The organism is Pseudoalteromonas sp. D15MCD-2 (assembly GCF_038562745.1).
In the GTDB taxonomy this organism is placed as follows: Bacteria; Pseudomonadota; Gammaproteobacteria; order Enterobacterales; family Alteromonadaceae; genus Pseudoalteromonas.
This window is the reverse complement of sequence record NZ_JBCFQE010000002.1, coordinates 752,944-772,230: the sequence shown is the minus strand read 5'-3', so window position 1 is coordinate 772,230 and position 19,287 is coordinate 752,944. Positions and strand designations below refer to the sequence as shown.

23 protein-coding genes are annotated in these 19,287 nt (G+C 41.9%); 22 read left to right on the top strand and 1 reads right to left on the bottom strand.

The window, feature by feature from the left end:
* Positions 1-154 precede the first annotated feature (154 nt).
* Positions 155-808 (bottom strand): DUF6058 family natural product biosynthesis protein, encoded by a 654-nt coding sequence (locus AADY36_RS20230; protein WP_054562423.1) that lies wholly within the window; start codon positions 806-808, stop codon positions 155-157.
* A 160-nt stretch (positions 809-968) separates the two neighbouring features.
* Here AADY36_RS20230 and dapA point away from each other — a divergent pair, with 160 nt between their 5' ends.
* From dapA to AADY36_RS20120, 22 genes are all read left to right on the top strand, one after another.
* Entirely contained in the window at positions 969-1,883 is a 915-nt protein-coding gene (gene dapA, locus AADY36_RS20225) for a 4-hydroxy-tetrahydrodipicolinate synthase (RefSeq protein WP_342409592.1), read from the top strand.
* Positions 1,884-1,989: 106 nt separating this feature from the next.
* Positions 1,990-2,700: a beta-ketoacyl synthase chain length factor gene (locus AADY36_RS20220; RefSeq protein ID WP_342409591.1), complete on the top strand. Its 711-nt coding sequence runs from the start codon at positions 1,990-1,992 to the stop codon at positions 2,698-2,700.
* Positions 2,690-3,475, top strand: a complete 786-nt coding sequence (locus AADY36_RS20215) for a lysophospholipid acyltransferase family protein (protein ID WP_054562421.1) — start codon at positions 2,690-2,692, stop codon at positions 3,473-3,475. The genes AADY36_RS20220 and AADY36_RS20215 overlap by 11 nt, the downstream gene beginning before the upstream one ends.
* Positions 3,472-3,729: a phosphopantetheine-binding protein gene (locus tag AADY36_RS20210; protein WP_054554555.1), complete on the top strand. Its 258-nt coding sequence runs from the start codon at positions 3,472-3,474 to the stop codon at positions 3,727-3,729. The genes AADY36_RS20215 and AADY36_RS20210 overlap by 4 nt, the downstream gene beginning before the upstream one ends.
* 25 nt (positions 3,730-3,754) lie before the next feature.
* Positions 3,755-4,000 (top strand): acyl carrier protein, encoded by a 246-nt coding sequence (locus AADY36_RS20205; protein WP_054554554.1) that lies wholly within the window; start codon positions 3,755-3,757, stop codon positions 3,998-4,000.
* Positions 4,001-4,008: 8 nt separating this feature from the next.
* Positions 4,009-4,575: a COG4648 family protein gene (locus tag AADY36_RS20200; RefSeq protein WP_054562420.1), complete on the top strand. Its 567-nt coding sequence runs from the start codon at positions 4,009-4,011 to the stop codon at positions 4,573-4,575.
* Positions 4,562-5,920, top strand: a complete 1,359-nt coding sequence (locus AADY36_RS20195; RefSeq protein WP_054562419.1) for an AMP-binding protein — start codon at positions 4,562-4,564, stop codon at positions 5,918-5,920. Before AADY36_RS20200 ends, AADY36_RS20195 begins: the two co-directional genes overlap by 14 nt.
* Positions 5,904-6,257 (top strand): ApeI family dehydratase, encoded by a 354-nt coding sequence (locus tag AADY36_RS20190; protein ID WP_054562418.1) that lies wholly within the window; start codon positions 5,904-5,906, stop codon positions 6,255-6,257. Before AADY36_RS20195 ends, AADY36_RS20190 begins: the two co-directional genes overlap by 17 nt.
* 3 nt (positions 6,258-6,260) lie before the next feature.
* Positions 6,261-6,998, top strand: coding sequence for a glycosyltransferase family 2 protein (locus AADY36_RS20185; protein WP_285220954.1), 738 nt, complete (start codon positions 6,261-6,263; stop codon positions 6,996-6,998).
* Positions 6,998-7,966, top strand: coding sequence for an LpxL/LpxP family acyltransferase (locus AADY36_RS20180; protein ID WP_285220953.1), 969 nt, complete (start codon positions 6,998-7,000; stop codon positions 7,964-7,966). Before AADY36_RS20185 ends, AADY36_RS20180 begins: the two co-directional genes overlap by 1 nt.
* Before the next feature lies 1 nt (position 7,967).
* Positions 7,968-9,512 (top strand): HAL/PAL/TAL family ammonia-lyase, encoded by a 1,545-nt coding sequence (locus AADY36_RS20175; RefSeq protein ID WP_285220952.1) that lies wholly within the window; start codon positions 7,968-7,970, stop codon positions 9,510-9,512.
* Positions 9,505-9,930 carry an acyl-CoA thioesterase gene (locus AADY36_RS20170; protein ID WP_054554548.1) on the top strand — a complete coding sequence of 142 codons (426 nt, stop codon included), beginning with the start codon at positions 9,505-9,507 and terminating at the stop codon, positions 9,928-9,930. Before AADY36_RS20175 ends, AADY36_RS20170 begins: the two co-directional genes overlap by 8 nt.
* The gene (locus tag AADY36_RS20165; RefSeq protein ID WP_342409590.1) at positions 9,930-10,448 is read left to right on the top strand and encodes an outer membrane lipoprotein carrier protein LolA; all 519 of its coding nucleotides are present in this window, start codon (positions 9,930-9,932) and stop codon (positions 10,446-10,448) included. Before AADY36_RS20170 ends, AADY36_RS20165 begins: the two co-directional genes overlap by 1 nt.
* A complete protein-coding gene (locus AADY36_RS20160; RefSeq protein WP_342409589.1) occupies positions 10,445-12,664 on the top strand; it encodes a transporter in 2,220 nt (739 codons plus the stop codon). The genes AADY36_RS20165 and AADY36_RS20160 overlap by 4 nt, the downstream gene beginning before the upstream one ends.
* 3 nt (positions 12,665-12,667) lie before the next feature.
* Positions 12,668-13,909 carry an NAD(P)/FAD-dependent oxidoreductase gene (locus AADY36_RS20155; protein WP_342409588.1) on the top strand — a complete coding sequence of 414 codons (1,242 nt, stop codon included), beginning with the start codon at positions 12,668-12,670 and terminating at the stop codon, positions 13,907-13,909.
* On the top strand, positions 13,897-14,448 hold the full coding sequence (locus AADY36_RS20150; protein ID WP_285220947.1) for a DUF3261 domain-containing protein: 552 nt from the start codon (positions 13,897-13,899) through the stop codon (positions 14,446-14,448). Before AADY36_RS20155 ends, AADY36_RS20150 begins: the two co-directional genes overlap by 13 nt.
* 2 nt (positions 14,449-14,450) lie before the next feature.
* Positions 14,451-15,614, top strand: a complete 1,164-nt coding sequence (locus AADY36_RS20145; RefSeq protein WP_342409587.1) for a beta-ketoacyl-ACP synthase — start codon at positions 14,451-14,453, stop codon at positions 15,612-15,614.
* A complete protein-coding gene (locus AADY36_RS20140) occupies positions 15,601-16,056 on the top strand; it encodes an ApeP family dehydratase (RefSeq protein ID WP_054554542.1) in 456 nt (151 codons plus the stop codon). The genes AADY36_RS20145 and AADY36_RS20140 overlap by 14 nt, the downstream gene beginning before the upstream one ends.
* Positions 16,053-16,778 (top strand): 3-oxoacyl-ACP reductase FabG, encoded by a 726-nt coding sequence (gene fabG, locus AADY36_RS20135; protein WP_054562409.1) that lies wholly within the window; start codon positions 16,053-16,055, stop codon positions 16,776-16,778. Before AADY36_RS20140 ends, fabG begins: the two co-directional genes overlap by 4 nt.
* A complete protein-coding gene (locus tag AADY36_RS20130; RefSeq protein ID WP_054562408.1) occupies positions 16,778-18,004 on the top strand; it encodes a beta-ketoacyl-ACP synthase in 1,227 nt (408 codons plus the stop codon). The genes fabG and AADY36_RS20130 overlap by 1 nt, the downstream gene beginning before the upstream one ends.
* Positions 17,992-18,831 (top strand): MipA/OmpV family protein, encoded by an 840-nt coding sequence (locus AADY36_RS20125; protein ID WP_342409586.1) that lies wholly within the window; start codon positions 17,992-17,994, stop codon positions 18,829-18,831. The genes AADY36_RS20130 and AADY36_RS20125 overlap by 13 nt, the downstream gene beginning before the upstream one ends.
* Positions 18,832-19,263, top strand: coding sequence for a hypothetical protein (locus AADY36_RS20120; RefSeq protein ID WP_054562406.1), 432 nt, complete (start codon positions 18,832-18,834; stop codon positions 19,261-19,263).
* The last annotated feature ends 24 nt before the right edge of the window (positions 19,264-19,287 follow it).

Genomic DNA, 19,287 nt, shown 5'->3' with positions numbered 1-19,287 from the left:
AATAACTCAACCAGACCAATCTATCGATCAAGCAGATGAAAACCTACAAAACAAAGGTAGCAAATTGTATTAACCTATTTATAACAAAATAAACACTGTTGTAACTTTGAGCGATCATTCAGTTTCGCTTCATTTTAAGCGCAAAAATGAGAGGTTATTTTACCGATAGATCGTACTTTGCCACTACGTCATCAATATAACGATGGCGTAAGGTGTTTTTACCTTCGTTGCCCGTACCATGACTTAACGCGCGGTTCATTAATTTGAGCGCCTTATGTAAGCTTTGGCGCTCTTCCACGCTTAAACCTGTTTTAGTGCGTAGTTCAGTAATATCATCAATCAATAACTTAGCCACATCGAGCTGTACGGCTTCTTCAACTAAGCCATTTTGTGTTAGCACACCGTATTTACTGCATAAAAACTGCTGCCAAACTTGCTGTAAGTGCTCGTCAATTTCACTGCCAAATAATTCTTCATCGATAGCAAAGCCTTGCTCAGCAAGCTTACTGAGTTGATTTGAATATTGCTGAGCAAAATAATTAAACGCTTGGCAGGATGAGCTTATGTCATGTTTGATAATTAATTGCCCCCAACTAGTGGCACCACGAGGGTAATAGTCTTGATATTCTTCGCATTGATAAATGCCCGAATACGAACTGCATTCTAATTGACTCTGCAAACAATAACTCGGCTTTGGAAATAAACTACTTTGTTGCCATGCCGATAGCGTTTCCTCATCAATTGAGAGGGTATGGCACAGCTCTTCGGTGGTATAAAAGTAGGTTGCCAAAAATTTTGAAAGTTGCATTATCAAATACTCACAATAAATACTGTTAATTTATACAGTATTTGATTTTGACTTAACTTTGATTTTTTCTCAAGTATTTTTATTTATTGCAGCACACTACTCGGAAAATGCCTGTGTTTGTGATACAACTAGCGCAAATTTTCCAAACATTAAAAAAGTTATGCGCAACCTAGAAACAATTAAACAAGCAAGTTTGATCACCGCTATAAAAACACCTTATTTAACCAATGGTGAAATTGATCTTGCATGTTATGACGACCTTGTTGAACAGCAAATTGCAGCTGGTGTTGATGGCATTATTGTCGGTGGTACCACAGGTGAAGGGCAATTAATGAATTGGGAAGAACACTTAATGCTAATTGCTCACAGTGTTAGCAAATTCTCTGACCGTTTATTAATTGTCGGTAATACAGGTAGCAACAATACGCGAGAAGCGATTAAAGCAACCGAGTATGGTTTTGCCACCGGTATGGATGCAGCGCTACAAATTAACCCTTATTACGGGCGTACGTCGCTGGCGGGTGTGAAAGAGCACTTTAATCGTTTACTTGATATTGGTCCTGCGTTTATCTACAACGTAGCAGGTCGTACAGGCCAAGACTTAACACCCGATATCATTGAGCCACTCGCGAAGCACGAAAACTTTATCGGTGTAAAAGAGTGCGGTGGCAATGAGCGTATTGCTCATTATGAACAGCAAGGTATTGCTTGTTGGTCAGGTAATGACGATGAAGCGCATGATGCAAGACACATTCATAAAGCCCACGGTGTTATCTCGGTTACATCTAATATTATTCCAGGCTTATTCCGTCAGTTAATGGATGAGCAAAATGATGCACTTAATGCAAAACTACAGCCACTTATGGGTTGGTTATTCTGCGAGCCTAATCCAATTGCAATCAATACGGCACTGATGATGACAGGCGCGGTAAATCCTGTGTTCCGTCTTCCTTATGTGCCACTAGCAAGTGCTCAGCAAGAAATCGGTTTAGGTTACATTAACGAACTTGATGTTGCTGATATAGTAGGCGAAAAAGCACAACTTTTAACCGAAGAAGACGTTATTTTACGATAAAAATGAATGAGTGCTTAATTGCGGCTGTAATTAAGCACCATTGTTTTACTTTTTTGTAGCTAATAGGTAAAATTAGCAATCGTTTGGCGTTATAAGAATAATATTTGTGAAATTTGTTGTTGAGAATTTGTGTTTATGGGTTGCACCCGAGCAACAAATAGCAGAATTAAGCCATCTCAATCTTGCTGACCTTGATTTAAGCTGGGTTGCACCGATGCAGCGCCGCCGCTTAAGTCCATTTATGAAAATGGCGCTTCATACTATGCATCAAGCGCAAGGTGAGTATCAGCAGTTAGCTGTTAATTTTTCATCGCGTCATGGCGACTTACCAAAAACAGCGCAATTGTTACATTCACTTGTTGAACAAGAACCTCTTTCTCCGACCGCATTTGGTCTGAGTGTGCATAATGCTGTCACTGGGTTGTTCTCGATTATTGCAAAAAACAAAGCCCCGATGAATGCTATTGCTGGTGACCAAAACAGCATTATTTCTGCCATGATAGATGGTTTTGCGCGTGTTCATAGTGGTATTGAACAGCAGATTTTGATTGCTCATGCCGAAAGTGTATTACCAGATGAGTACTTACCATTTAGCGACGAGCAACAAATTGCTCATAGTGTATCGTTCGTATTATCAACAGCGCAGACCGGTAAGCCGTATTTTGAATTAACAAAACTACCTGAATCAGAACATACTCAAAGTGACTCGTGTTTACCACTGAGTTTGCAATTAGCAGCTGCTTTAACAAGCAAAGGATCACAATCGCTGCTTTCGCATCAACAATCAGCTTGGATGCTACAGTACCATGGCGACTAACGTTTACATTAAGTTGAATAAAATTTGGCGGGTACTGGCAACCGGGTTTTGTTTTTCTGTATTTGGTTTTGGCGGTATTGTACTCACCTTGCTGGTTTTGCCTCTACAACGTTTATTTGAACCTTGCCAAGCGAAACGTAAGCAAAAAGCCCGTTTAACGGTTCACTATAGTTTTAAATTCTTTGTTGCCTTAATGCATTACACCGGTGCTATCCATTTTTCTGTGCAAGATAAACAGAAATTTCATGACCTGAGAGGGCAATTAGTTCTTGCCAATCACCCTTCATTAATTGATGTTGTGGTGCTGATATCTGTGATTAAAAATGCTGACTGCGTGGTCAAAGCACACTTATTTAAAAATCCATTTATGCGCGGTGTAATTAAAGGCACAGGTTATATTAGTAATGAAGACCCGCAAGAGTTACTGAATGATTGTGAAGCATCTCTCGCTGCTGGAAATAATCTGATAATCTTTCCTGAAGGCACCCGCACAACCCCAGGTGAACAGCTAAAATTTAAGCGTGGCGCTGCGAATATTGCTGCGCGTTGTAAAGCTCCAATTACCTCAGTGCTGATTAGTATGAAGCCCAGCACTTTGACCAAAGGCACACCATGGTATTGCGTTGCTGCAACAAAAGCGCATTTTGAGATGCGCTTTGCCACTGACCCATTTACGTTTAACGACACTTTTAATAATGAACAACCCGCCATGCAAGCACGACAATTAACCCGTGATTTGCAACATTACTTTTCAGAGGAACTCAGGCACCTATGACTGAACTAAAGAACAAAATAAAACAATTAATCATTAGCAGCTTAGATCTTGAAGATATTACCGTGGATGATATTGAAAATGACCAACCTTTGTTTGTTGATGGTTTAGGCCTAGATAGTATCGATGCGCTTGAGCTTGGCTTAGCCATTAAAAAAGAGTTTAACGTTAAGATTGACGCAAACTCAGAACAAACAAAAGCCCATTTTGCATCGGTAGATGCATTGGCAGAATTTATTAACCAACACCAATCATAATACAGACTTAGAAGTAGGAATAAGCATGAAAACCGCTGCTGACATTTACAACGTTTTACAGGGCATTTTAGTAGATGAATTTGAGATCGATGCTGATGATATCAGCCTAGATGCGCACCTGTATCAAGACCTAGATCTTGATAGCATTGATGCTGTTGATTTAGTTGTAAAACTACGCGAAATCACTGGTAAGAAAATTGAGCCAGATGCATTTAAGCAAGTGCGTACTGTGCAAGATGTTGTAAACGAAGTAGAAAAACTCGTTTCTTAAACATTACTATGCTCAAAGCGATAACCACAACACTGCTCTTAGTATGCTTATCTTTATACCCATTTATTGTGTATTTTGGATTACAGCATATCTCATTAAGGCAAGTGAGCTTGGTATTGATGGTATTGTTAGGTTTAAGGCTTTTACTTAGCAAGAAGTTACTGACATCTATGCCATGGATAAAGCCAGCCTCTATTTTGGCTATTATCGCTTTAGCAACAACGCAGTTTTTTAACAGTGATCTGGGCTTAAAGCTTTACCCAGTCATTATAAATACAGTAATGGCCATAACCTTTGCTTATTCGCTGAAAAGTGGCCCAACAGTCATTGAAAGTTTTGCTCGAATTAAAGAGCCTGATCTTGATGAAAAAGGGGTTAATTACACGCGCCAAGTTACTAAAGTATGGTGCGCGTTTTTTATTATTAATGGCAGTATTGCGTTATACACTAGCCTATTTACTTCGTTACAGACATGGACTTTGTACAACGGATTAATAGCCTATATTTTGATAGCTCTCTTAGGCCTTGTGGAATGGCTTGTAAGACAAAAGGTTAAAAGTAATGGTAGCGAGTAACCTGAAATTTCACCCAGACGCTGCATTTGTTGTTGCAGGGCAGCCAATAACACAAACACAGTTTTTTGCTGATATTGCGGCTTATCAAAGTAAGCTCACAGCGCTTAAAGCTGGCAGCCATGTGGTGTTATTCCACCCTGATACCTACCAATTTGCAGTGCGCTTATTTGCTTTAGCGTGTAGTGGTTATAATGTTATTTTGCCACCTAATGGTCAGCACGAAACCTTAAGTTTATTGCTAGCACAGTCTGCTTTTTTTGCCGGCGATGCGACCAATATCAATGATGATGTGCTTTTTACTAACCTTGAGCAAAGTCTTGGTCACACGCCTTTGCAAACTAACCGTTTACAATGGCCAACAAACACAGCGGTTATATTTTATACTTCAGGCTCATCAGGACAATCTAAACCGATAGTAAAACCCTGGCGGGTATTAAATCGAGAGCTTGCAGTACTTTCAATGTCATTTGACTTACCCAGCCAATTTACGTTTTTAGCAACTGTTTCGCATCAGCATATTTACGGCTTATTATTTCGTTTACTTTGGCCGTTGGCGAAAGGCCATATAATTGATAGTGAACAAATTCAGTATCCTGAACATATTGCGCAAAGACTAAAAAATATTCGTTATGCAGCGCTCGTTTCAAGCCCTGCGCAACTTGGTCGTTTATGTGCTGATAATGTGTTAATTCCTGAACGCGACAAAATTAAGTGGTTATTTTCCTCTGGCGGACCACTCAACAATGAACATGCCGAAACTTTATTTAACCAGTTAGCTCGCCCGGCTACCCAAGTATTTGGTAGTACCGAAACCGGCGGTATTGCTTATCGACAAGTTACACAGGCGGCGGTTGATGTACCATGGCAGCCGTTTAATGGTAATTTTTTATCGCTGAATCATGAAGGGCGCTTGATGCTAGATTCTGCGATTTTAGAGCAATCGAATTTCCCTTTAGACGATAGAGCACTCGTTCATAAAAATGGTCAATTTAAACTGTTGGGCCGTATAGACAGAACGATAAAAATTGAAGAAAAACGTTTAAACCTAGATGAGCTTGAGAGTTATCTGCAAAGTCACGACTGGATAAAAGAAGCAAAAGTGGTGGTTATTCCAGCTAAGCGCGTGCAAATTGGTGCGGTGGTTGTACTCAGTGAAGAAGCTAATAAAGAGCTTGAACAACAGGGTAAATTGGCAATTAACCGCGCTTTACAAGCACACCTCTCAAACCGCTTTGAACGTATTTGCTTACCACGTAAATGGCGCTACATCGATGCACTTCCTTTTAACAGCCAAGCTAAATTAAGTTTAAAAACATTGGAGCAGTATTTTGCCAAGCCTGAATAACGTGACCCCAGAGGTGGCCGTTTTATCACAAACAGAAACTAGCGTGAGTTTAGCGTTAACCATTGCGGCTGATTTAGACTATTTTCGCGGCCACTTTCCAGATGCGCCAATTTTAGCAGGCGTAGTACAGCTGGATTGGGCAGTAAAATATGCTCAGCAATATTTGGGTTTTGGCAAACTAGTACAAGATTTAGAAGTGTTAAAGTTTCAGGTAGTAACAACCCCTGATATGACGGTAAACCTCACCCTTGAGCGCAATGCAAAAGGCAAATGTTTGTTTAGCTATCAATCAGAAAAAGGCCAGCATGCGTCTGGTCGAATTGTATTTTGTGATTAAGCCATGAACCAGTTTTGTATTGTTATTCCTAATTACAATCACACCCATGCTATTGCTGCTGTACTCGATGAGCTAAAAGAGCTACAGCTGCCGATAATCATGGTTGATGATGGCAGTGACGCTGATGCCAAACAAGTATTTGCAAAGCTTAACGCTAAGTACGATTTTTTAACCTTGATAAGCCATGCTCAAAATCAAGGTAAGGGTGGGGCAGTTCAAACTGGGTTGATGGCTGCCTATCAGCAAGGGTTCAGCCATGCCATTCAGGTTGATGCTGACGGCCAGCATTCGTTAGCAGATATTAGTAAGTTGATTGAACTAAGTAATGCATCACCTAACAAGGTGATCAGTGGTTGTCCTATTTATGATAGCTCAGTGCCTAAGCACCGTTATTTAAGTCGGTACATCACCCATTTTTGGGTTTGGGTAGAAACGCTCAGCTTTGATATTGTTGATTCAATGTGTGGTTTTCGGGTTTACCCCTTAGCAGCCGTTGAACAATTAATGGCTAAGCAAACGCTTGGCAAGCGCATGGACTTTGATATTGAAATTTTAGTCAGGCTTTATTGGCAAGGTGTTAAAGTCACGTTTTTGCCAACCCAAGTTATTTACCCTGAAAATGGCGTATCTCATTTTCGAGCCTTACACGATAACGTGGGAATTTCGTGGCTGCATACGCGTTTATTCGTTGGCATGTTGTTACGCTCACCTAAGCTGCTTTGGCGTAAGGTGGCAGGCTAATGGCTGTAAAACATTGGTCAAAAATGCAAGAACGTGGCAATCGCTTAGGCATGCAAATATTGCTCGTGTGCTATCGCGTATTCGGTCGTAAAGGCTTGTGGTTGGTGTTGTTTCCGGTGGTATTTTATTTGTTTTTAACAGGCAAAACTGCCCGCCAAGCGTCACATGCATTCTTAACCCAAGCGCGCAAGGTGAATGGCAATAGTAAAGCAGTTACTTGGCGCGATAGCTTTCGTCATTTTCGCTGCTTCGCTGACAGCGCCTTTGACAAAATAGATGCCTGGGTTGGACGAATTCAGCAACATAATATTCTTTACACCAACGAAGCGCTGTTTAAACAACTTGATGAGCAACAGCAAGGGGCTATTTTTATCGGCTCACACCTTGGTAACTTAGAGGTATGTAGAGCTCTTAGCCAACACCGAAACAGTAAAAAAATCAATGTATTGGTGTTTACGCATCATGCTGTAGAATTTAATAAATTACTGAAAAGTATTAATCCGGATGTTGCAGTAAACCTCATTCAAGTAACCGATCTTGGCCCAGATATGGCAATTATGCTCAAAGAAAAAGTCGAGCAGGGTGAAATTGTGGTGATTGTCGGTGATAGAACCAGTACCACCACTGCAGGAAGAGTTATCGAAGCTGACTTTTTAGGTAAGCCAGCCCCCTTTTCACAAGGGCCATTTATTTTAGCTGCGCTGTTAGATTGCCCGGTGTTTCATCTGTTTTGTTTAAAAGATAAAAAGCCCAATGGCGAAACATTTTACCGCGTGATTTTTGAAAAATACGCCGACAAACTCGTTTTACCGCGTAAAACGAGGCAACAAACATTACAACAAATTGTTAGCGATTATGCGCAAAGGCTCAGTTTTTATGCTGCGGCCTATCCGTATCAATGGTTTAATTTTTATGATTTTTGGCAAAATGACGAGCAAGTGTCTCGTAGTCAAAACAAGGAGAACTAAGGTGTCAGAGCACTCGACTACCGTTTTTGGCCAACAGCGTTTATCAATCGAAGATATTGTTCATATTGCATTAGAGCAAGGTGCTGTTGCGTTAACATCAGACCGTCAATTTGCTAATAAAATCGACAGCGCCGTGGCGTTTTTAGATAAGTTGCTTGAAGATGATGGCGTGATATATGGCGTTACCACAGGTTATGGCGACTCAGTAACCGTAAAAGTGCCACTTGATTTAGTCAATGAGTTACCACTGCATCTTACTCGTTTTCATGGTTGTGGCCTTGGCGATGTTTTTAATCAAGCCCAAGGGCGCGCTATTTTAGCGACTCGTTTAACTTCGCTTTCACAAGGTTATTCTGGCGTTAGCTGGGAGATGTTGAATTTATTACGTGACTTTTTAAATCACAATATCGTACCGGTGATCCCGCAAGAAGGGTCAGTGGGAGCCAGTGGTGATTTAACGCCGCTTTCGTATGTAGCCGGTGCTATGGTTGGTGAGCGAGATGTGTATTACAAAGGCGAAATTAAAAACAGTCTAGAGGTGATGCAAGAACTTGGCTTAAAGCCATTAAAGCTGCGCCCGAAAGAAGGGCTGGCAGTCATGAATGGCACTGCCGTGATGACAGCTTTGGCATGCCTTGCTTATGATAGAGCAGATTACTTAGCTAAATTGACCAGCCGTATAACAGCCCTTGCAAGCCTTGCATTAAAAGGAAACAGTCATCATTTTGATGATATTTTGTTTTCGGTGAAGCCACATCCAGGGCAACAGCAAGTAGCTGCATGGATCCGTGGTGATCTAAACCATGTAGAACACCCTCGTAATGCTGACCGCTTACAAGATAGGTATTCAATTCGCTGTGCTCCACATGTGATTGGTGTGCTGCAAGATAGTTTGCCGTGGTTTAGGCAAATGATTGAAAATGAACTAAATTCGGCAAATGATAATCCAATCATCGATGGCGAAGGTGAGCACGTATTGCATGGTGGTCACTTCTATGGCGGTCATATTGCAATGGTTATGGATAGCATGAAAACCGCTGTTGCTAATTTAGCCGACTTAGCAGACAGACAAATCGCATCCTTAGTTGATACGCGCTATAACAATGGTTTACCTTCTAATCTATCGGCGAGTAATGATGAGCGTCGCTACATTAACCATGGTTTTAAAGCGGTCCAAATTGGCGCCAGTGCATACACGGCCGAAGCATTAAAACTGACCATGCCAGCAAGTGTGTTTTCTCGTTCAACCGAGTGTCACAACCAAGATAAAGTGAGCATGGGAACCATCGCTGCACGAGATTGTTTGCGTATATTGCAGCTAACTGAGCAAGTGGTTGCAAGTACTTTGCTTGCGAGTATTCAAGGTTTGCGTTTACGTATTAATAGCGGTGAGCTTGAATTCGCTAGTTTAACTAGTGATGTACAAAGTATGTATCAAGACATTAGCGAGTTTTTCCCGCTGCTTGATGAAGACCGTCCTCTAGAGGCTGTTCTTCGCTTTACGGTCGACGCTATTCAAACAAAACGTTGGAGTTTATATGCATAGTCGTGGCTCGTTGTTGAGTACTCATGTTGAGATTGAAATTCCTTTTCATGATTGCGATCCAATGAATGTGGTATGGCATGGTAATTACCCGCGCTATTTAGAAGTCGCGCGCTGCGAATTACTGCGTTTGTTTGATTATGATTATGTGCAAATGCAAGAGTCTGGCTATGCGTGGCCGATTATTGACATGCATATTAAGTACGTCGGCTCAGCATTGTTTACACAAAAAATCCGCGTTGATGCCTACTTAAAAGAATATGAAACACGATTACGTATCGATTACGTAATCACTGATTGCGCTACAGGTAAAAAGTTAACCAAAGCAACGACTATCCAAGTTGCGGTTGATATAGAGAAAAAAGAAATGCAGTTTGTTTCGCCGCCTGTACTCCATGAAAAACTTCAAAAGGTGATTTAATGCGATTAAGCGTGTTGTTACTGAGTATGCTCGTTTTTTTTCCTGTGTTTGCATCAAGCGCAGTAACAGAGCAAGGCACATTTAGCCAAGAAAAGCATTTTAAAGGGTTTAGTAAGCCTTTTATTTCATCAGGTTCGTTTGAACTTGCTGAAGATGGCCTCACTTGGCAAGTTGAATCTCCGGTTAAAAGCACGCTATTAATCAAGCAAGGGCAAGTATATACCCTGGATGACCAAGATAAGCCGCAGCTACAAAAAGGTGCAGAGCCTTACGTTAATTTACTGCAAGCAATTTTAAAGCATGATGAAGTGGCACTTGCTGAGCAATTTACGATGACAGAGCATGCAGAGCCCGGTTGTCAGACTTTATTGCCTAAAGATGACTTGCTAAAGCAGCTATTTAGTCTGTTCGAATTATGTGAAGCAGCAGAGCAAGTGAGCCGTGTGCGTCTTAAAGAAGCAAATGGTAACTTTACTGTGTTACGCTTTGCTTATCCTCATAAAGAGCAAAAACAGTGAAAGCATGGGGCCTAACGCTTGCTTGGCTGAGTCTATTAGTTAGCGCCTTAGTGGTTGTTTTTATTCTAAAACAGCCTACGTTGAATAATGATATTTTGGCTTTGTTGCCAAAGTCAGAACCGCGTTTACAGCAAGTCGAAGCACACTTTTTTGCGGCTAATAAACAGCAGTTGAGCTTTTCTTTCCGTGGTGAGAATGCAGTAAAAGCCTACGATGATTTAGAACAGTGGCTGGCGAGTAAACATATTGAGCCTCGTTTTAAGTTACCCGAAATATCCCAGTTGGCAGCATTTTATGGTCAGTACGCTGGGCATTTAGTTTCAGAGGAATATAAACAAGCGATTGGCGATGCTAATCGCTTTCAACAGTATTACTTTAGTCAGTTGAGTAAAGTCGCTGATCCTTTTGTTTCAAGTACTATCAACCAAGACCCAACACTTGCTACAGCAGGGTTCTTATCTGAGGCAATGACACACATGCAGCAATTTGAGCTGCAAGATGGCCGAATTAGCATTAACTATCAAGGTGATGAGTATTTAATGTTATTTGTGCAAAGTGCTGACAATGCCTTTTCAATAAACCAATCAATAGCTCTAAGCAATGAGATAGTTGCCTATATCGCTGAGCTTGAAGGCCGCTATCCCGATACAGAAATTCGCTATGCTGGTGCTTTATTTCACACCGCAGCAAATGCGCAGCAAGCCAAATTTGAAATGACCTTGTTTGGTTCGGTGAGCTTGCTGGCTCTTATTGTGATGGTGGTGTGGGTGTTTCGATCGATAAACGCATTGTGGTTGGCCTCTGTAACCGTGATAAGCGCCGCTATTGGCGGCACCATTGCGCTGATCAGTATTTTTAGCCAAGTGCATGTATTAACCATGGTGTTTGCCGTGACACTGATTGGTATTGCCATTGATTATGCATTTCATGGCATGCTTGATTTAACCGAGCAGCCGCAAGGTTTTAGTCAAGGGCTCAAACTGGCGCTGGTGTTGTCGTTACTAACTACCACACTCGGTTACGCGAGTTTGTTTTTCTCACCCGTGCAGTTACTCAGTCAAGTTGGCGTGTTTGTTGTTGCAGGGCTAGTTACAGCTTGGCTTTGCACACGTATTTTATTGCCTTATTGGCAAACAGGTTTAACCATTAACACTGCTGCGCATCAGTTAGCAAACATGTTAAGTGGTTATTTAAAACGATTAACGCATTACCGCGTCGCACTCAGTATGCTGATGCTAGTGTTTCTGAGTGCTTTTGCTTTACTAAAACCCCCTGTGATTATTGATGATGTAAAGCTGTTAAATGCAAGTCCTGCTGATTTAATGCAAAACGAAGCGCTGCATATGTCTTTATTAGGTAAAGATAATGGCCAAATCATGATTTTATTTGCCGATAATGCGCAGCAGTTATTAGTACAACAAGAAGCATTAAAAGCAACTATTCTCGGCCTTAATGGCACTGCCTTGATGCTTAGTGACTTAGTGCCTAGTAAACAATTACAACAGCAAAACTACGATCAACTGCATTCGGCCCAGCAAGCTATGAGTGTGGTTAGCCAAATGACAGGGACGCCCGTTGAGCTTTCAACATCAATGCTTGATTTAAACGCGGCACTTAATTCACCGTTAGCGCCGTTAATCGCTAACCAAGTGATCTCAAGCAATACACTAACCGCAAGCTGGTTTATGGTAACCGGTGTAAATAAATCCGAGCTGATGGATTTAGCCAACGCTTATCCAGATTTAATTGTTTACGATAAAGTCGCGATGATAAGCGAAGGTTTAAGTCATTACTCAAATTCGTTACTGATAACATTGGCCATTGCGATGACCTTTGCGTTACTACTCTTTAGCGTTAAGTTTGGTTTTAAAACGGCGTGTAAACAAACGCTAGTGCTTGTACTAACAACCGCGGCTGTACTGCTACTATGCAGTGCGCTGCAATCTCAGCTGTCGATTTTTAATTTATTAGGCTGTTTATTGATATTAGCGTTGGCAATCGATTACTTGGTGTTTTATCAGGTCAATAATTTAAGCTCGAGCAATGTACTCGCAATTAGCTTGTCAGCGGCATCATCGATGTGGGTATTTGGCATGTTGGCCGTTTCGAAAACACCGGCCATTTTCAGTTTCGGATTAACGGTATTAGTGGGGCTAGTTTGTATCTATATCCTGGCGCCGCTCAGTATTGCATTACCTAAAAATAAGGAAAAATAATAGGTGAATAATCAAGTTCAACAGGCTGATGTTGTTATTATTGGTGCTGGCCCTTCAGGTGCCGTGGCTGCCAGTTTACTGGTGAAAAAAGGTTGGCATGTAGTGGTGTTAGAGCAGCAAACCTTTCCGCGTTTTTCGATTGGTGAAAGCTTATTACCCCAGTGCATGAGCTTTTTAGCAGAAGCAGGCCTTGAGCAAGCGGTGCAAGCACAGGCACAATCACTTGGGTTTCAGTTTAAAAATGGTGCGGCGTTTCAGCGTCGTGGCGACCACACAACAATCGATTTTACCGAGAAATTTAGCGAAGGCCCTGGCACGACTTTTCAGGTAAAACGCGCTGACTTTGATAAATGCTTAGCCGATGGTGCCATGCAGCAAGGGGCTGAAATTCGATACCAACATAGCGTGTTAGCGTTTACCGATTGTGAGGATGGCGCTTTACTTGATGTTACGGATGAAAACCAGCAAGGCTATCAAATTAAAGGGCGTTTTGTCCTTGATGCTAGTGGTTTTGGCAGAGTATTACCTCGCTTACTTGATTTAGAGTCAGCATCAAATTTCCCTGTACGTTGGGCTTTTTTCAGCCATTTTAAAGATAATATTAGCGATCCCCAGTTTAACCGTGAAAAAATCTTAATTAATGTTCATCCAGAGCATAAAGATATTTGGTATTGGCTGATCCCATTTAGTGATGGCACGGCAAGCATTGGTGTAGTTGGTAAACCAGAGCAACTTGAGGATAAACAACCACTCGCTGGCTTAAATGAATTTATCGAACAAGATAGCTATTTAAGAGAGTTATTAGTCAATCGAGAAGCTATTGGTGAAGCGCGTGCTATCAAAGGCTATTCGGCTAATGTGTCTAGTTTGTATGGTGAGCATTTTGCACTACTTGGTAATGCTGGTGAGTTTTTAGACCCGGTGTTTTCATCTGGGGTGACGATTGCATTAAAATCAGCTTCATTGGTTGCTCCTTTAGTTGATAGCTACTTACGTGGTGAGCAAGTTGATTTCAAAAACGATTACAGTGAGCCTTTGCAACAAGGGGTTAATTGCTTTAGAACCTACGTCAGTGCTTGGTATGATGGCTCATTTCAGGACGTGATTTTTTACAGTGAGAAAAACCAACAAGTGCGCGAGATGATCAGTGCTATTCTTGCAGGTTATGCATGGGATTTACAAAACCCATTTGTAAAACAAAGCAACAAACGCTTAAATACACTGGTTGAATTATGTCGCGACTAACACGCTCTTTGCTCTTATCTTTGAGCATATTAGTGGCAAGTTGCGCCAGTGAATTTGCAGTAAAAACGGGTGTTGATTTAGCGCCAAATGCAGGGATTTATTTGCTTGATCCACCGCCGTCATTAGTTGCCGATAATTGGCAGCAAGTACTTGAAGTACACCATGGCGATGAGCAGCATACATTACTAGCGCAGCTGAGTTTAAACAGTGAAACGGGTATTAACTTGGCTGTTATGACGGCTCAAGGTATGCCGATATTTCAGTTAGAAAAAGCGCCACTAGGGCCGATTAAAAGCGAAAAAATGCTCCCTATCAACGCGGTTGATCCTCGCTATATTCTTGCTGATATCATGCTAGTACACTGGCCGGTTACTGTGCTGAACTCGCAACTTTATGGTTTGAACTTGGTTGAACAAGGCTCGACACGGCGTTTATATCAAGGTGAACAGTTAATTAGTGAAATTCGCTATTTAGACGGTACAACAGAACTTGTAAACTTTCAGCGAGATTACAAAATTAAATTTCAAAGGGTTAATTGATTATGCCATTTTGGCTTAACGACTTAGGTATTGTTAGTGCATTGGGGGTTGGTCATCAACAAACAATGCAAAGTATCAGCTTACAACCTAAACAAACACTCACAGAGGTGACGTCGCTTGCATTTGAGCAGCGCCCAACTTTTGTGGGGTTGGTTAATGAACTGTCATTAACAGCATCAATGCGATTTTATCAGCTAATCGATTTAGCGCTGGGGCAAATTGCTGACACATTAGCAAACATAGACATTCCGAGCAGCCGTATTGCTGTGGTGATTGGTACCAGTACTGCTGCAATTCAAGAAGGTGAAAGAGGTCGAATTGCCCATGCAGCTAAGGGAAAGTGGCCAGAGGAGTTTGATTATTACGACCAAGCGCTCGTCGCACCCGCCAATTACATTGCCAAGAAACTCGTTGCAAAGGGGCCAAGTTACAGTATTTCAACTGCGTGTAGTTCAAGTGCCAAGGCGCTTATTAGTGCGCGTGCCTTACTCAGTGCCGATTTAGCCGATGTGGTAATTTGTGGTGGGGTAGATAGCTTGTGCCAACTCACTATCAATGGCTTTGATTCGTTATCTTCTATTAGCGATGAAATTTGCAAGCCGTTTAGTGGCGACAGAGCAGGCATTAATATTGGTGAAGCCGCAGCATTATTTGTTATGAGTAAAGAGCAGCATACAAAACAGAGCATTGCCTTTTTAGGTGGTGGTGAAAGCTCCGACGCCCACCATATTTCAGCACCGATTGCAGACGGTTCTGGCGCAATTGCTGCTATGACAACGGCGTTGCAAGACGCGAATTTAACGCCTTCAGATATCGACTACATTAATGCCCATGGAACAGCCACACCGCAAAATGATGCCATGGAATCTCTGGCAATCAGTGAGGTATTTGGCAAAGATACTAAAGTGAGCTCTTCTAAACATTTGACCGGCCACACTCTAGGCGCTGCAGGTGCCTTAGAAGCGGGCTTATGTTGGCTTTATTTGGCTTACCCAGAGTTTAATCAATTAGTATGCAATCAGGTTGCAAAAGACGAATCATTGGCTGAAATTGGCTTAATAACACAACCAGAAACGGCAGAAATTAACACCTGTTTATCAAATTCGTTTGCCTTTGGCGGCAATAATGTCAGTGTAGTACTAGGACATCTAAATGAATCACTATAAAATTGAGCAAGTAGTCCCTCATAGTGAGCCAATGATATTGCTCAATCGCCTATCTAGTTACAGCGAAGAGTCAGGTTGCTGTGAAGTGGATATTAGTTCACAAAGCCCGTTTTATGACGAGAGCTTAAATGGGGTTGCCAGTTATATTGGTTGTGAATATATGGCGCAAACTATCGCAGCTTATGCGGGTGCGCTGGCAAAAGACAAAGGAAATGAAGTACAAATCGGTTTTTTAATTGGTACGCGCAAATATAAAACCTATGCACCGGTATTTAAAAACGAGCAAACGCTTAAAGTCTCGGTGACAAAATTATATCAAGAAGAATCAGGGTTAAGTGTATTTGAGTGTCAAATACATAGCGATGAAACATGCTTAGCAGAAGCAAAAATTAATGTGTTTCAACCACAAGACCCAATGCAGTTTATAAGAGAAAATCAATGACAAAACGTATTTTAGTCACCGGCTCAAGCCGTGGTATTGGCAAAGCAATCGCACTTAGATTAGCTAACGATGGCTTTGATATTGCTGTTCATTGTCGCAGTGGTGTGGCTGAAGCAGAGCAAACCTGTGAAGAAATCAGTGCGCTTGGTCGTCATGCTAGCTTATTGCAATTTGATGTTTGCGATAGAGAGCTTGCAAAACAACAAATTGAAGCTGATATTGCCGAGCACGGTGCGTATTATGGGGTGATCTGTAATGCAGGTATCACGAATGATATGGCGTTCCCAGCGATGCAAGGTGATGATTGGGATAAAGTGATCCGTACTGGCCTTGACGGTTTTTATAATGTGGTTCATCCAACGGTGATGCCAATGGTGCAAGGTCGTAAAGGTGGCCGTATTGTCACTATGGCGTCAGTGTCAGGGATTGCCGGTAATCGCGGGCAAGTTAACTACAGTGCCGCTAAAGCGGGCATTATTGGTGCGACCAAAGCGCTTTCGCTTGAGCTTGCAAAACGTAAGATCACCGTTAACTGCGTAGCTCCAGGGCTAATCGAAACCGAAATGACAGACGATTTACCGGTTGATGAAATGCTAAAAATGATCCCATTAAAACGTATGGGTTCGGTTAGTGAAGTCGCGGGTACTGTGTCGTTTTTATGTTCAGATGACGCCGCGTATATCACCCGCCAAGTTATTTCTGTGAATGGCGGTATGGTGTAATGAAGCGCGTTGTTGTTACAGGCATGTCTGCCATTACTGCATTAGGTGATACATGGGGTGAATTTAAAACCGCTTTGCAAAAAGGTGAAAATGCCGTCCAGTACATGACTGACTGGGATGTGGCGCCAGAACTAAACACTCGACTAGCAGCACCTGTTACTCATTTTAGTAAACCAAGCCACTATAAGCGTAAACAAGTTCGCTCAATGGGGCGTGTTGCTATGATGTCGACCCGTACTACAGAGCTTGCTCTAGAAGAAGCTGGGCTATTAGAGCACTCAAGTCTAACCGACGGCTCTACTGGTATTGCTTTTGGCTCATCAACGGGGTCAACGCCACCATTATTGGCTTTTGCAAAAATGATGGAAACCGGCGAAATGACAGGCGTAACGGCCACCAGTTACATCCAGATGATGGCGCATACAGCGCCTGTGAATGTGGGTGTCTTTTTTGGCTTAAAAGGTCGGGTGATCACTACCAGCTCTGCGTGCACATCAGGCTCGCAAGGTATTGGTTATGCTTATGAAGCGATTAAGTATGGTCGCCAAAAAGCCATGGTGGCTGGTGGCGCAGAAGAGTTATGCATCACAGAAGCTGCGGTATTTGACACCTTATACGCGACGAGCACAAAAAATGATGCTGCGAAAAGCACGCCACGACCATTCGATCAAAATCGTGATGGTCTGGTTATTGGTGAAGGTGCAGGCACGCTCATTTTAGAAGAGTATGAGCATGCCCTAGCCCGTGGCGCGACCATTTATGCGGAGCTGGTCGGTTTTGGTTGTAACTCAGATGGTCAACATGTGACGCAACCTACCGCAGAAACTATGCAAGTGGCTATCGAAATGGCACTTAATGATGCACAGCTTACTGCCGACCAAATTGGCTATGTGAATGCTCATGGTACGTCAACAGATCGGGGTGATATTGCGGAGTCTCTGGCGACTTTCAATGCCCTTGGCAAGAAACCTATTAGCTCATTAAAGAGTTATTTAGGTCATACCTTAGGAGCATGTGGCGCCATTGAGGCATGGGCAAGTATCAATATGATGAATGATGGTTGGTTTGCACCTACTATCAATTTAACGGATGTCGATCCTGAGTGTGCTGATTTAGATTATATCAAGGGCAATGGCCGTGAAATGCAGACAGATTACATTATGAGTAATAACTTTGCGTTTGGTGGCATCAATACCTCGTTAATTTTTAAAAAATGGCAAGCATGATCAACCGTTGCATCATAAGTATTTTATTTATTCTAACTTTTAATGCTTATGCTGCACAAGACAGTGTAGAAAAGAGCACTGCAAAAATGGAGTTTGGTGCAGGCCTTTTTTATGCAGATATCCCGCATTATTTAGGTTCAGATGAAAGTGAGCAATACCTATTGCCTGTGCCTTATTTTCGTTATCAAAGCGATAAAATGGCCATCGACCGTAATAACTTCACTGGCTTTTTGTGGCAACAAGAAAATCTCCATTTAGATTTATCTGCCAGCGTAGGTCTTGCAGTTGACAGTGAAGACAACAAAGCCCGAGAAGGTATGGATGATCTAGATTGGGTGTTTGAATTAGGGCCTTCACTTAATTACTACCTAATAGGTGAACCAAACGCTAAACAGCATTTGTATTTAAGCCTGTTTGCACGCAAAGCCATTGCGACAGATTTCTCAGGTATTGATGATATTGGCTGGCGTTATGGGCCAAGTGTGTATTATCGAGTGCCGATCATTGAAAAAGCGGATTCACAATTTTCATTAGCGTTTCGTGGCAATATCAACTTTGCTAGCGATAAATACCTTGATTACTACTATGGAGTGAGTGACTTACATAGCAATGAAACTCGCCAAGCATACTCAAGTCGTTCAGGTTTTTCTGGCGCTGATGTATCAATTGGGGTACATTTTGACACACCAAAGTATTGGTTAGGTGGTTTTGTTAAATATCATCACCTTGCTAACAGTCAACAAGATGCAAGCCCACTCGTGAAGCAAGATTATAATGTTTCGGTTGGTTTTGGTGTTGCATGGAAATTTTATAGAAGGAATTTTTAAATGAAGTTATTGACCCTTGCATGTGTTTTAGCGGCTTGTTTGTTTTCAACAAACAGTTTTGCACGTGATGATATACAAACGCTACCTGTACAAGCATTACTTGAAACCACCAAAGCGAAACAAGCGCTGTTAGATATTCCGCTGTATTTCGCTGATCAAAGTCATAACAGCATTAAAACTAATTATGGTGAAGTGATCACCAACAAGAAAACCAACGCATTTAATAAAACTGACCGAGAAGCGTGTGAGTGGGTAATGCTTAGTGCTTTAAAAGCATTACAAGAGCGTGCTGTTCGTGAAGGCATGAATGCAGTTGTAAATATTCAGTCGTACTACAAAAAACGTGAGTTCGTTAGCCAAACCGAATATCAATGTGGTGCGGGCACATTTGTTGCTGGCGTGGCATTAAAAGGCACTTTAGTTAAGTTATAACTAACTAAAGTCATTTTTTTTCTG

Bases quoted from the DNA above. Each gene is read 5' to 3' on its own strand.
- AADY36_RS20145 (WP_342409587.1), top strand. From the start codon at position 14,451: ATGCCATTTTGGCTTAACGACTTAGGTATTGTTAGTGCATTGGGGGTT.
- AADY36_RS20150 (WP_285220947.1), top strand. From the start codon at position 13,897: ATGTCGCGACTAACACGCTCTTTGCTCTTATCTTTGAGCATATTAGTG.
- AADY36_RS20165 (WP_342409590.1), top strand. From the start codon at position 9,930: ATGCGATTAAGCGTGTTGTTACTGAGTATGCTCGTTTTTTTTCCTGTG.
- AADY36_RS20210 (WP_054554555.1), top strand. From the start codon at position 3,472: ATGACTGAACTAAAGAACAAAATAAAACAATTAATCATTAGCAGCTTA.
- AADY36_RS20195 (WP_054562419.1), top strand. From the start codon at position 4,562: ATGGTAGCGAGTAACCTGAAATTTCACCCAGACGCTGCATTTGTTGTT.
- AADY36_RS20120 (WP_054562406.1), top strand. From the start codon at position 18,832: ATGAAGTTATTGACCCTTGCATGTGTTTTAGCGGCTTGTTTGTTTTCA.
- fabG (WP_054562409.1), top strand. From the start codon at position 16,053: ATGACAAAACGTATTTTAGTCACCGGCTCAAGCCGTGGTATTGGCAAA.
- AADY36_RS20185 (WP_285220954.1), top strand. From the start codon at position 6,261: ATGAACCAGTTTTGTATTGTTATTCCTAATTACAATCACACCCATGCT.
- AADY36_RS20205 (WP_054554554.1), top strand. From the start codon at position 3,755: ATGAAAACCGCTGCTGACATTTACAACGTTTTACAGGGCATTTTAGTA.
- AADY36_RS20170 (WP_054554548.1), top strand. From the start codon at position 9,505: ATGCATAGTCGTGGCTCGTTGTTGAGTACTCATGTTGAGATTGAAATT.
- AADY36_RS20215 (WP_054562421.1), top strand. From the start codon at position 2,690: ATGGCGACTAACGTTTACATTAAGTTGAATAAAATTTGGCGGGTACTG.
- AADY36_RS20130 (WP_054562408.1), top strand. From the start codon at position 16,778: ATGAAGCGCGTTGTTGTTACAGGCATGTCTGCCATTACTGCATTAGGT.
- AADY36_RS20230 (WP_054562423.1), bottom strand. From the start codon at position 808: ATGCAACTTTCAAAATTTTTGGCAACCTACTTTTATACCACCGAAGAG.
- dapA (WP_342409592.1), top strand. From the start codon at position 969: ATGCGCAACCTAGAAACAATTAAACAAGCAAGTTTGATCACCGCTATA.
- AADY36_RS20125 (WP_342409586.1), top strand. From the start codon at position 17,992: ATGGCAAGCATGATCAACCGTTGCATCATAAGTATTTTATTTATTCTA.
- AADY36_RS20200 (WP_054562420.1), top strand. From the start codon at position 4,009: ATGCTCAAAGCGATAACCACAACACTGCTCTTAGTATGCTTATCTTTA.
- AADY36_RS20180 (WP_285220953.1), top strand. From the start codon at position 6,998: ATGGCTGTAAAACATTGGTCAAAAATGCAAGAACGTGGCAATCGCTTA.
- AADY36_RS20140 (WP_054554542.1), top strand. From the start codon at position 15,601: ATGAATCACTATAAAATTGAGCAAGTAGTCCCTCATAGTGAGCCAATG.